This window comes from Nocardia veterana NBRC 100344 (assembly GCF_000308855.1).
Taxonomy (GTDB): domain Bacteria; phylum Actinomycetota; class Actinomycetes; order Mycobacteriales; family Mycobacteriaceae; genus Nocardia; species Nocardia veterana.
In genome coordinates this window covers 1-12,185 of the sequence record NZ_BAGM01000011.1, presented here as the reverse complement: position 1 = coordinate 12,185, position 12,185 = coordinate 1, and the positions used below count along the sequence as shown (strand labels likewise).

Here is a 12,185-nt window from a genome sequence, read left to right as displayed (position 1 = left end):
GAGCGGATCCGCTCAGCGACGCGTCAGCTCGGCGACCGCGAGCCGGGCGGCATTAGCGCCGCACATTCCGTGCGCACCCGGGCCGGGCGGCGTCGCCGCCGAGCAGATGTACATGCCCCGAACGCCGAGACTATAGGGGGACAACGTGGTTCGCGGGCCGAATACCAGCTGACGGATGTCCTTGGCACCGGTCATGATGTCCCCGCCGACATAGTTCGGGTTGTGGACGGCGATGTCGTCGGTCGACCGAACGGCTTGTCCCACAATGCGTTCCCGGAAGCCGGGGGCGAATCGCTCGATCTGCGCGATGATCGCCTCGGTGGCATCGCCCGAATAACCGTTGGGGACATGGGCGTAACTCCACACCGGATGAATGTCACCGGCGGATCGCTGCGGATCGGCCAGATACTGCTGCCCGACCAGAACGAAGGGACGTTCCGGCATCCGGCCCGCATGGATCGCACGTTCGGTGGCGGCCAGCTCCCGGAAGGTACCGGCCAGGTGGACGGTTCCGGCGCGGCGCGCATGTGGATTGGTCCACGGCACCCCACCGGCGACCGCGAAATCCACCTTGAACGCACCGGGCCCGCGTCGGAAACGGTGGAAGGCGTGCCGAACCCGGCTCGGCAGCCGATCACCGAGAATTCGGGCGATGGCATCGGGAGCCAGATCGAACATGGTGATATCCGCGGGCGGCAGGTCCGCGGCGGACTCGACCCGGATCCCGGTTTCGACCTTGCCGCCCAACTCCGCGAGCAGTCGCACGAGCGCGTTCGCGATCGCCTGTGAGCCCCCTTCGGCCACCGCCCAGCCGTGCCGATGTCCGGCGGTCAGAATCCCGAGCCCGATCGCCGACGTGAGCGGATGATGTAGCGGCCGGAAGGCATGCGCCGCGACGCCACCGAACAGCGCCCGCGCCTGCTCGGTCCGCAACAACCGCGCGAAGGCCGAACCGGGCAGCACCGTCGGCAGCCCGAACCGGGCCAGCGTCAGCGGGTGGTGCGGCACCCGCAACAGTGGCCCCATGATGTCCTCGCTCAACGCGTCGTACCGTCGCACCGGCCGGTCGAACACCAGCCGCCACCGCGATTCGTCGCGTCCCAGCCCCGCCGCCGTCTGCTGCACCGAGCGGTACAGCACCCCGGCGCTGCCGTCGTCGAGCGGATGCACGCAATCGATCTCGGGCAGCCGCCAGGTGAGGCCGTAGCGATCCAGGCCGAGCCCCGCGAGGAACGGCGAACCGACGGCCATCGGATGGATCGCCGAACAGTGGTCGTGCAGCAGGCCGGGAACGATGGCCTCGCCGCTCCGGGTGCCGCCACCGACCTGATCGGCGGCCTCGAGCACCGTGACCTCGACACCCGCGTCGGCGAGCGCGACGGCGGCGGCGAGCCCGTTGGGCCCGCCGCCCACCACCAGGGCGGTCGTCACGCCACCACTCCGAAATCGTCCGGCGTGGGTTCGGTGCGGTGCGCCTCGCGAACCCACGTGGGCTGCAACGGGATCGGGCCGTTCGGCAGCCAAGGCTGCTCGGCGACGGCATCGGCCACCCGCCAGGTGCCGCGTTCGATCACACCCAGTGCGGCGTCGATCAGCTTGTAGTGCTGGACACCACTGCCGAACGCCTCCGACTCCACCCAGGCGACGACGCATTCGCCGGGTTCGAACCGAGCTTCGTCCTGCACCGCGCGGATCATCTCCTCGTTGTGGAAGTGGCCGTCACCGAAATTGAACCCCACGATCGAGTTGCAGACGAACTCGCCCTCACGGACCGTGCGCGAATCGATATCGGGCAGCCGCGAAATCAGCAGCGAGAACAGACCGCGGCCCTGGCTGTGCATCGCGCGCCAGGCGATCGTCTTCTGCAGGGTGATCTCCGCCCACCGCGGTTCGTAACCGAAAGCGATGAACTGGTCGATCTGATTGCCGGCCGAGCGGGTGACCCGGTTCAATTTCTCCTCGGCGCCCGGGGTGAACGTCCACACCGCCGAGGCCCAGTTGCCCGCGTACTGCCGCATCGACGGCAGGAACGAGACCTTGTCGGGTCGTAGATTGCCGAGCACCGGGAAGAACACCAGCGCGCCGACCACCGGAACGACCAGCCACACCGGCGACATGTCCCACACGGCGTAGCCGTTCCAGGCCGGGAAGCCCAGGAACAGGAAGACAGTGGCGTAGGCGAACAGCACGTTCCATTCCAGCGGCACGGCCAGCGGGAAGGTCGAGACGATGAACAGGTGGAAGATCACCATGATCAGCACCGCGATCAGCGTCACCCACTTGTTCGTGGAGAACAGCAGCACCAGCGGAACCAGCATCTCCACGCAGGTGCCGTTGACGTGGGCCATGAAATGCGCGACGCCGGAGGGCCGCATATCGCGCGGGAAATCCTTGTAGTGCGCGCGTTTCACCGTTTTGAACGGCACCGACGGGCTGTTCGACACCATCGGCGGGACCACATTGGAGAAGTGCCGGCCGAGTTTGGAGAATCCGGCGCCGACCCAGACCACCACGATCAGCAGTTTCAGCACGATGATCATGTTCACGAAGGGGAAGATCGTGAAGGCGATCAGCGCGGGCAGATACTGCTCGCCGCGGGCGCCGAGGAAGATCAGCTTGTCGCGCAGGCCGTTGAGGATCAGCAGCACGATCGGCGCGATCAGGGCCGCCGGATCGATCAGCCCGGATGTGTTCTCCGGTAGGGCCGCCGCGAGCGAATCATCGGGCGCGCCGGGCAGCGCCAACGCGACCGCCAGGCTCGTCAGCAATGCCAGGTAGAGGATCACATCGAACCAGGTGCGCCGATCACCGCCGGTCCCCGGCACCCAGCGCCACGGCCGCAGCCGGATCGTCCCGGGCCGGGCCCAGAACAGAATGCCGCCGGTCATCGGTTTGACCTTGCCCGCCAACGGGCCCCACGAACCGGCGACGCCGACGACCTCCAGCAGGACCGTCCACACCACGGCCTTCTGATACACGATCGGTTGATTCCACCAATCGGCCACGTGCCAGCAGGCGGGGAGCCCGGAAGTCAGTGTGGCGACCGTGATTCCGCCGATCGCGTACAGGACGATCAGCTTCAGTATGTAGACGCAGTGCACCATTTTCGGTGAGCCGAAACCGTTTTCGGCCCAATCCGCGCCGAGCACGCGCATCCGCTCCATCAACGGTTTCTGCAGGAATGTGTCCGGATCGACGGCCGGTAGGTCCGGCTTGGTGAAGCCCATGGGATATCTCCTCGTTCGTGGGGGCGGATCAGGCGGTCAGGGCGCGCAGCGACGGCTTGTCGAGCTTGCCGACGGCGTTCTTGGGCAGGTCGTCGAGGAAGGTGATGCCCACCGGCAGCTTGTATTTCGACAAGTTCCGGCGAGCGTGCGCGAGCACCTGCTCGGCGGTGAGCGTGGCGCCGGAATTCAACGCGAGGAACAGCACCGGTTCCTCGCCGTAGGTCTCGCTGGCCCGGCCGACCACCGCGGCCTCGGCGATCTCGGGCAGCTGGTAGACGACGTTCTCGATCTCCTTGGGATAGATGTTCTCGCCGCCGCGGATGATCATGTCCTTGGCGCGGTCCACCAGGACGAGGTAGCCGTCTTCGTCGAAGCGGCCGAGATCGCCGGTGTGCAGCCAGCCGTCGACCACCGTTCGTGCGGTCTCCGCGGGCCGGTTCAGATAGCCGCGCATGACATTCGGTCCGTGGATCAACACCTCGCCGACCTCTCCGTCCGGGACCGGGTTGCCGGCCGGATCCACGATGCGGATCGTCTGCCCGGGCAGCGGGAGCCCGACGGTTCCCGGCTTGCGCGGTCCGCGCAGCGGATTGACGACGCTGGCACAGGTCCCTTCGGACAGCCCGTAACCCTCGACTATCGGTATGCGGTAGCGGTTTTCGAACTTCCGCAACAGCTCCACACTGGCCGGTGCCGCACCGCAGACCGCGAAGCGCACCGCCGAAGTATCGGGCGCGACCTCCGGCGGCAGATCCGCCAACATCGTGTAGATGGTCGGCACGGCGGAGAAATAGCTGGCGCCGCTGCGTTCCAGTCGTTCGAAGAACGTGCCCGCGGCGAACCGGCCCGCGATCGTGGTGCGCCCGCCGGCGAGTAGCGGCGACAGGGCCCCGACCACGATGCCGTTGACGTGGAACAGCGGCAGAACCAGCAGACTGTGATCGGCGGCGGTGAGTTCGAACGCCTCGATCACCATGGCGCACATGGCGTTCAGATTCGCGTGGTCGAGCATCACGCCCTTGGGCCGGCCGGTCGTCCCGCTGGTGTAGACGAGCAGTGCCAGCGCGTCCGCACGAGTCTCGAGCGCGATGTCGGCCGGGGCCTGCGCGGTGAGTTCGGCCGGCGTGAGCACGGTGATTGCGATGTCCACCGGGCGGTCGGCCACCAGCAGGGCGGCACCCGCGTCGGCGATCTGGTAACGGATTTCGGCGTCGACCAGCGACGGATTGATCGGGGTGACCGCGGCGCCCAGCCGCCAGGCCGCGAACAGCGAAACCACCAGCGATGCGGTGTTCGGCAGCATCACCGCGACCACATCGCCGGAAGAAATGCCCCGTGCGGCGAACGCCGCGGCCGCCCGGCGCACCGCGTCGGCGAACGCCGCATTGGTCAGCTCGGCCTGATCGTCGGTGAGGCAGGGTGCGTCGGGTTCCTGCCGGCTTCGCCGGTCGGGTAATTCGGAAAGATGCATGAATGGTCCTGAATCGTCGGTCTCGCACGGACAGGACAACGGTAGGAATAAGTGATCTGGACCACACCGTCGCGAATGGACGAATTACCGGCGAAGTGTTGTCTCGGCGAGACAAGGCTTAGGGCCGTGTGCGTGAACTACCGAGCGAGCACCGCGCGGCCGTACCACTCGCACACCAGGAGCGCGATCTCGACATCGAGCCGATCGCCGGCGATGGGTCGCCCGCGCCGGGACACGGCCCGGCCCACCCGGTATTTCACCGAGTTGTAGTGCAGATCCAGTTCTTGGGCGGCGGCCTTGTAGCTGGATCCGGTGCGCAGGAACACCCGCAGGGTGTCGCGCAGGCGGGCGTCGCTCGCGGTGTCGGTGGCCAGTGGGCCGAGAACGTCGACCACCCAGTCACGTACGGCCGCGGGGTCGCCGCCGAGCAGGGCGGCGACGACCAGACCCGGATCCGTGGCCGCCACCACCTTCGCCCCCGGTCCGCGCAAGGCCGCCACGCCGCGGGCTTGCTGGGCCTGGCGATGGGAGCGACGGAACCCCTCGACACCGGCGCCGGCCGCACCGATCGCGATATGGGGCGAATCCGGCCTGCTCGCCGTGACCTGGCGAATCCGGGCGGCCGGATCGCCCGGATCGGATTTGTACGGCAACCAGACCCACCCGCTGGTCCGGTCGGCCGCGGCGAACAGCGGGCCGGCATCGGCCTCGACGGCGCCGGCCAGTTCGCGAACGAATCGCTGCAACCGGGCCAGGTCGTCACTGTCGGACTCGGCGTCCGGATACCAGAGCACCATCGCCACGTGATGCCAGCGCAGCGGATACCGGATGGCCGCTGTCGCATCGTCCACGTCGACGGCGGTGTCCTCGGCCAGGACTTCCCGAACCCGCATGGCGCGCACACTGTTCCGGTTCTCCAGCCAGCGTTCGCGCTCCTCCTCGTAGACCGCGACCACCTGCTGGGAAATCCAGTCGATGTAGGCGAACAGCACATCGGTGATCTCCTCGATCACCGCGATCCGGGTGACCGGCTCCATATCGATGGCATGGAGTTCTGCGAAGACCAGCTCGGTCAACCGCCGCTGGCCCAGCCGGTAGGCCCGCACCAGGGCGTTCACCGGCACCCCGTGCTGCGCCAGCCGCCGGGCGTATTCGAGCGCGGCCGTCGGCGCCATGATCCGCTCCACCGCGATCCCGTGCCGCAACGCGTGCAGGATCGTGTCGACGTTCCCCTCGACGCTCGCTCCCAGCAATTCCACTGTCCGCGCATCCCCCCGCAACTCCGGGATGAGCTGTTCGAGCGCGTCCTTGATGGTCGAGCTGACCACGGTCACCTGCTCGTTCATCCGTGCGGCGATCCGGGCCACATACTCGCCGACGCCCACGTCGTCGGGCCGCGCGTTCGTCACACGAGGAACGGTAGAGCCGAACTCCCACGAGCACCGCGATACCGCTCGAAATTCGTCTCCCGGGGACGAAGGCGCGCCGCACATCTATCTCGCGAGGCCAGGTTCGAGCCGGATCACCGTGAGCGTGTCATCGGTCACCACCGGGCCGCACCGTGGCCGGCCGCAACCAACGCCGCACGATCCTGCCCGGTACAAACAGACGACAGCGGTGAATCTCGACTCCCGCCCAATCCGCCGAATGGCACGAAAAATCCCCCCGACCAGGTGATATGTCGAGGGGATTCAGAAGTGGCCAAGGCCGGGATCGAACCGGCGACCTTCCGCTTTTCAGGCGGACGCTCGTACCAACTGAGCTACCTGGCCGGGGCACCCGAACCGAATGCCGTACAACAAAGCGACCCTGACGGGACTCGAACCCGCGACCTCCGCCGTGACAGGGCGGCGCGCTAACCAACTGCGCCACAGGGCCTTGCATGCTCTCAACGATGTTGCCACCGTACCCCCTACGGGATTCGAACCCGCGCTACCGCCTTGAAAGGGCGGCGTCCTAGGCCGCTAGACGAAGGGGGCCCGCCGGATTACTCCGGTCCGTTTCTCAACGGCTTCCGTTGGGAGCTCGCATAGCTTATGACAGGCTTTGCGGTATTCCCAAATCGGCTGGTCAGAGGCCCAGATTGAGGTCTTCCAGGCGAGCGGAGGCGCGCCAGCCGTGTCGGCGGAATTCGTCGAGCCAGTCGGAGGTCGCCATCGCCTCGATGATCACCTCGAGCGCCTCGGTGAACCGGGTGCGCAGATCGACGCCGCCGCCGAGCAGATCGATGATGTAGCGCTGCCCGGCCAGGGCGGCGGCCAGCGTGCGGGTGAACCGGTCCGGGTCGGTGTCGAGGCGCAGCTGCTTGCGATCGACCGCGCGGACCGCGAGCCGGCGCGCCGCCCGGCTGACGATCCGGCTGCCGCCCGCGCGCGCGTCCTGATAGAACTCCGGCTCGATGATCAAGCGGAACTCCGCCTGCGCGATGATGTCGTTCTCCAGCCGCAGGGCGACCTCGTCGATCATTCCGTGCAGGATGTCCAGTGGCTCGAGATCCGTTCGGCCGAGCCATCTTTCGGTGGTGGCCCGATAGCGCTCGACGGCAGCCTCGAGCACCGCCCGGGCCAGATCCTCCTTGGAATCGAAATGGAAGTACATCGCGCCCTTGGTCGCGCGGGAGCCCTCCAATATGCGATTCAGCGATGCCGCGGCATAGCCGCTCTTCCCGAATTCAACGGCGGCGGACCTGATGATCGCCGCCCGTGTCCGGCGGGCCCGCTCTTGCTGCCGTGCCATGCTCGAAACGCCTCCGAAGCTGCTTGCCGCCGGAGAAACCGATAGGGGACGGTCCTCGACGAGAAGTTATGTGATTTTCAATTACTTGATTCCGGGCTACCGCCCGGTTTTCAAACTTTTGGTACGAAAATTCGCGGGGATACCTGAAACACACCAGCTGGTATAGTTTCGACGTCCGGGTGCGCCGCAGGGGGTGCGCACCCGGGCGTTCTACTCGTCTCGGATCCGCCTCCTGCGACGTCACATCCTTCGACGTCGCAACCGACCCTCGCCGGTCGCGACATGTTCGGGCATAACAACCTTCGGCCGATTCCCGACCACCGGAAGAGCTCCCGGTTCCGTCGGAATTCACCAAGCGGTCACCGTACCTCGAATCTCGAAGCGGCGCGCCACCTACCGAGGAGTCACTTCCGCCGAATGCGGGTTACCACTCGCGGCAAATGCCCCGTTAGCGGTTACGGTACTTCGACGTACGCGAATTCCGGCTCACCCCAGCAATGTTCATCACCACGGTGCGGCCCGCCGACACCCGCGAGCCACTCCGGCCGCCACGGTCGACCGCCGGCCGGATCCACCGACACGCTCACCTCCCGTACCAAATATGTTGCCACGCACTACGTTTGGACAATATTTCCACACTTCCGCGCTGAAACAAATTGCTGAGCAAGGAGATTCCCCGGTGCCACACGGGGTATCCGGACGGCTTCCGTATGTGAACGAGGCGTCCGGGTTGGATGTCCCCGCCCCCGCCATGGCAGCACCGTCGCTCGGCGAACCCGGCAGCGTTCGAATCCACCCACCCCCCGCCCCGCGCGGCGGCCCCGCGACCAGCGCAGACAGTCACCGCCACACGCCTGTCCGGATACCGGTTACCACTTCCGCGCGCGAAACATTAGACTTGCGGACCGCGCCCCTATAGCTCAGTTGGTAGAGCTACGGACTTTTAATCCGCAGGTCCCAGGTTCGAGCCCTGGTGGGGGCACACCGCCGGGCCGGAGCGAGTTCGCTCCGGCCCGGTGTCTTTTCGGCACACGGCTGTGCCGGTACGTCCGCGACCTGGGGTTCCGCGCGCCGGTCCGCTGCCCGGCTAACGTTCGCGCCGGCGACGCGATACACCGGGGGCACACAGGTTCCCCGCTTACACTCGCAACGGTTGGGCCGGAGTCGAACGGCCCTTATGAGTTCCATCACCGATGCTGTGAACTCATACAGGTGCGCTTCGCATCACACCTACGGTGCCGTAAGGTATGGGCGGCGGCGGCACGGCCAGTAGGGGGGCGACGAGCAATATCGCAGGACAACACCGAAGGGCGTATGTATGGCAAGGGATCTGACTCAACTCGAGCTGCTGACGGAGTTGGAGCCGGTTGCCGAAGAAAACGTCAACCGGCACCTTTCGATGGCCAAGGAATGGCATCCGCACGACTACGTGCCGTGGGATGAGGGCCGCAACTTCGCCGCGCTGGGCGGCGTCGATTGGGACCCGGAGCAGTCGAAGCTCAGCGAGGTCGCCAAGGCCGCGATGATCACGAACCTGCTCACCGAGGACAACCTGCCCTCGTACCACCGTGAGATCGCCGAGAACTTCTCCCAGGACGGGGCGTGGGGCACCTGGGTCGGCCGGTGGACCGCCGAGGAGAACCGGCACGGCATCGTGATGCGCGACTACCTCGTCGTCACCCGCGGCGTCGACCCGGTCGCCCTGGAACAGGCCCGCATGGTCCACATGACCAACGGCTTCGCCTCCCCCGCCGAGGCGGACGCCGGCTTCCTGCACTCGGTCGCCTACGTGACCTTCCAGGAACTCGCCACCCGGGTGAGCCACCGCAACACCGGCAAGGTGTGCGACGACCCGATCGCCGACCGCATGCTGCAGCGCGTCGCCGCCGACGAGAACCTGCACATGATCTTCTACCGCAACATGTGCGGCGCGGCCTTGGATCTCGCCCCCGATCAGGCGCTCGACGCGATCACCCTGATCCTGGAGAACTTCCAGATGCCCGGCGCCGGGATGCCGAACTTCCGCCGCAACGGCGTGCTGATGGCCAAGCACGGCATCTACGACCTGCGTCAGCACCTGGAGGATGTCGTCCAGCCCGTGCTGAAGAAGTGGCGCGTCTTCGAGCGCGACGACTTCACCGCGCGTGGTGAGCAGACCCGGGAGCGGCTCGGCCTGTTCCTGGAGAAGCTGAGCAAGGATGTCGTGAAGTTCGAGGAGCAGCGCGACCGCATGCTGGCCCGCGAGGCCGCCAAGCGAGAGCGCGACCTGGCGGCCGCTTCCGCGAGCTGAGTCCGTTCCCGAGCAACCGCGGCGGGCCGACAGTACGTCGGCCCGCCGATCTGTTTCGACTGTCGGCCCGCCGGCTGTGGAGGTGCTGCGGATGACTCGCAAGACCGCGGTGTCGGACAGTCGATCCCTACGGCGCCGAGCGATTCGAGAGGCCGCCCTCGACCTCGCGGCAACCGGCGGAAACCGCGCCGTCACGCACCACGCGATCGACGATCTCCTCGGCATCGCTCGCGGCTCGACGTCGTATTACTACCGGACCCGGCAGGAACTCCTGGAAGCCGCCATCGAGCACCTGGCAGCCACCTCTCGCGAAGCGTTCCGATCCGCGCTCGCCATGCCGGACGACTGTGCCGACCCGTTCGCGGGGGCGGCCGACCTGATCGCCGGACAGGTGGATCTGCTGCTCGGCGAGCGGCGGCGCGACGCCCTCGCCCGCTATGCGCTGGCGGCCGACACGGCCGGCAACGAGGAACTGCGAGAGTCCCTCGCGGTCTGCCTGTTCTCGCCTGCGGCCGCCGAAACACTGTTGGCGTCGCTGGGGGCACCCGACCCGGGCCGGGCCGCCGGCGATTTGATCAGCCTGCTCGAAGGACTGCTGTTCGACCGCCTCTACGGACGGCGTTCCCTCCTCGCACTCACGCCGGGCACCGACGCGAGTCGCGACGATCTCCGGCCGACGATTCACCGATGGCTGCGCGCGCTCGCCGCACCCGCGGAACCGGGCGAAGTCCGCTGATTCGGCCGGGCATGCCGGTCGAGAGCCTCCTTCCGCGCTCGGAGGTATGCCCCGGTGGTCACGGCCACCGGACCGGCGAGCTCGTTCGGCGGCGGCATTTGAGACACTGGAGCGTATGACTGCGGTGATCGAGGCCAAGCCAAAGCTGCGGATCGGCCCCTATCCCGTCGATCCGCCGGTGGTGCTCGCCCCGATGGCCGGCATCACCAACGTCGCCTTCCGCAAGCTGTGCCGCGAGTTCGGCAGCCGCACCTCGATCTACGTCTGCGAGATGATCACCGCACGCGCGGTCGTGGAGCGGCACGAGAAGACGCTGCACATGATGGCCTTCGACGAGGACGAGTCGCCGCGCTCGATGCAGCTCTACGGCGTGGATCCGAAAACCCTCGGCGAGGCGGTGCGAATCATCGTCGGGGAAGGCTGGGCCGACCACATCGATCTCAATCTGGGCTGCCCGGTGAAGAAGGTGACCCGGCTCGGCGGCGGAGCGGCACTGCCGTACAAGCGGAAACTGTTCGCCGAGATCGTGCGGGAAATGGTCGCGGCGGCCGAACCGGCCGGTGTGCCGGTGACGTTCAAGTTCCGGATCGGCATCGACGACGACTATCGCACCTATCTGGACACCGGCCGGATCGCCGAGGCGGAGGGCGCGGCGGCGGTCGCGCTGCATGCCCGTACCGCGGCTCAGTTGTATTCCGGCAAGGCCGACTGGTCCGCTATCGCCCGGCTGAAGGAAGCCGTCACCACCATCCCGGTGCTCGGCAACGGCGATATCTTCACCGCCGACGACGCGCTGACGATGATCGCCGAAACCGGCTGTGACGGGGTGGTCGTCGGCCGCGGCTGCCTGGGCCGCCCGTGGCTGTTCGCCGAACTCAGCGCTGCGCTGCGGGGTGAACCCATCCCGGAGGGACCGCGGCTGGGCCGCGTCGGCGAGATCCTCTACCGGCACGCGAATCTGCTCGTCGACCACGACGGCGAGGACAAGGCCATGCGCGATATCCGCAAACATATGGCCTGGTACTTCATGGGCTTCCCGCTCGGCTCACAGTTGCGGCGCAGTTTCGCGACCGTGGGCAGCCTGACGCAACTGCGTGAGCTGATCGACCAGTTGCCGCCGGACGTTCCCTTCCCCGCGGACGCGCAGGGCCCGCGCGGTCGCCAAGGCTCACCGGCCGCCAAGGTGGTGCTGCCGGAGGGCTGGCTCGACGATCCCGAGGATCCGACGGTCCCGTCCGCCGCCGATGTCATGCACAGCGGCGGCTGAGCGTTCATACGCTCCGACCTGCGCCGATCGTGATTGCTGGTTTAGAAGTGGCCAACTGTGCCGTAATCGTTATCATGGCGGGGGCCGCTGCGGCCGAATGTGAGCGCGCGTGCCGCCATCGGAGTGTGGAATTCGACAACTCCGGTCGCGACGAAACAGTGAAGTGAGGTTCGTTGGTGGGTGACGACGATCGGCGCGGGCGTTCGTCCCGGCCCGGAGGTCGCGCCCCCTGGGAGCGCTACCCAGCCCCGGATTCCGAGGACAACGCCGGCCCGCGCGGTCGGCGTTCCGATGAGCCGAGTGCACCCATCACCGTTCACGATCTCGTCCAGCGCGTGGACAGCGAGCGCATCGAACGCCGGCGCAAGGACGAAGCCGCCGGCCGTCGAGACCCGAGCGGGAACGCGCGCAGCGAGCGTGCGGGCCGCCCGGCCGGAAACCGCAGCCACGCAACGAAT

The 12,185-nt window shown here is 67.3% G+C and carries 8 protein-coding genes, 4 tRNA genes and 1 pseudogene; 5 read left to right on the top strand and 8 right to left on the bottom strand.

What is annotated here, in order from left to right:
- Positions 1-12: 12 nt before the first annotated feature.
- The 8 genes from ON37_RS03070 to ON37_RS03035 all read right to left on the bottom strand — a co-directional run bounded on the left by ON37_RS03070 (position 13) and on the right by ON37_RS03035 (position 7,434).
- A complete protein-coding gene (locus ON37_RS03070) occupies positions 13-1,431 on the bottom strand; it encodes a phytoene desaturase family protein (protein WP_040716380.1) in 1,419 nt (472 codons plus the stop codon).
- Positions 1,428-3,227, bottom strand: a complete 1,800-nt coding sequence (locus ON37_RS03065) for a DUF3556 domain-containing protein (protein ID WP_040716374.1) — start codon at positions 3,225-3,227, stop codon at positions 1,428-1,430. Before ON37_RS03065 ends, ON37_RS03070 begins: the two co-directional genes overlap by 4 nt.
- A 28-nt stretch (positions 3,228-3,255) precedes the next feature.
- Entirely contained in the window at positions 3,256-4,698 is a 1,443-nt protein-coding gene (locus ON37_RS03060; protein ID WP_040716372.1) for a class I adenylate-forming enzyme family protein, read from the bottom strand.
- Positions 4,699-4,835: 137 nt separating this feature from the next.
- Complete coding sequence (locus ON37_RS03055; protein ID WP_040716370.1) at positions 4,836-6,107, bottom strand: PucR family transcriptional regulator; 1,272 nt, start codon at positions 6,105-6,107, stop codon at positions 4,836-4,838.
- A gap of 289 nt (positions 6,108-6,396) precedes the next feature.
- A tRNA-Phe gene (locus tag ON37_RS03050) sits at positions 6,397-6,470 on the bottom strand.
- Positions 6,471-6,502: 32 nt separating this feature from the next.
- A tRNA-Asp gene (locus tag ON37_RS03045) sits at positions 6,503-6,576 on the bottom strand.
- A gap of 28 nt (positions 6,577-6,604) precedes the next feature.
- Positions 6,605-6,677, bottom strand: a tRNA-Glu gene (locus ON37_RS03040).
- Positions 6,678-6,768: 91 nt separating this feature from the next.
- Complete coding sequence (locus tag ON37_RS03035; RefSeq protein WP_040716368.1) at positions 6,769-7,434, bottom strand: TetR family transcriptional regulator; 666 nt, start codon at positions 7,432-7,434, stop codon at positions 6,769-6,771.
- A gap of 909 nt (positions 7,435-8,343) precedes the next feature.
- On the opposite strand from ON37_RS03035, the gene ON37_RS03030 reads away from it, so the two are divergent.
- From ON37_RS03030 to ON37_RS33760, 5 genes and pseudogenes are all read left to right on the top strand, one after another.
- Positions 8,344-8,416 (top strand) — tRNA-Lys (locus tag ON37_RS03030).
- Positions 8,417-8,752: 336 nt separating this feature from the next.
- On the top strand, positions 8,753-9,724 hold the full coding sequence (locus ON37_RS03025) for an acyl-ACP desaturase (RefSeq protein WP_040716366.1): 972 nt from the start codon (positions 8,753-8,755) through the stop codon (positions 9,722-9,724).
- Between the two features lie 91 nt (positions 9,725-9,815).
- Positions 9,816-10,460: a TetR/AcrR family transcriptional regulator gene (locus ON37_RS03020; protein WP_051031100.1), complete on the top strand. Its 645-nt coding sequence runs from the start codon at positions 9,816-9,818 to the stop codon at positions 10,458-10,460.
- A 145-nt stretch (positions 10,461-10,605) separates the two neighbouring features.
- Positions 10,606-11,727 carry a tRNA dihydrouridine synthase DusB gene (gene dusB, locus ON37_RS03015; RefSeq protein ID WP_217999909.1) on the top strand — a complete coding sequence of 374 codons (1,122 nt, stop codon included), beginning with the start codon at positions 10,606-10,608 and terminating at the stop codon, positions 11,725-11,727.
- A gap of 176 nt (positions 11,728-11,903) precedes the next feature.
- Positions 11,904-12,185: pseudogene (locus ON37_RS33760) on the top strand (LCP family protein); the annotation flags it as partial.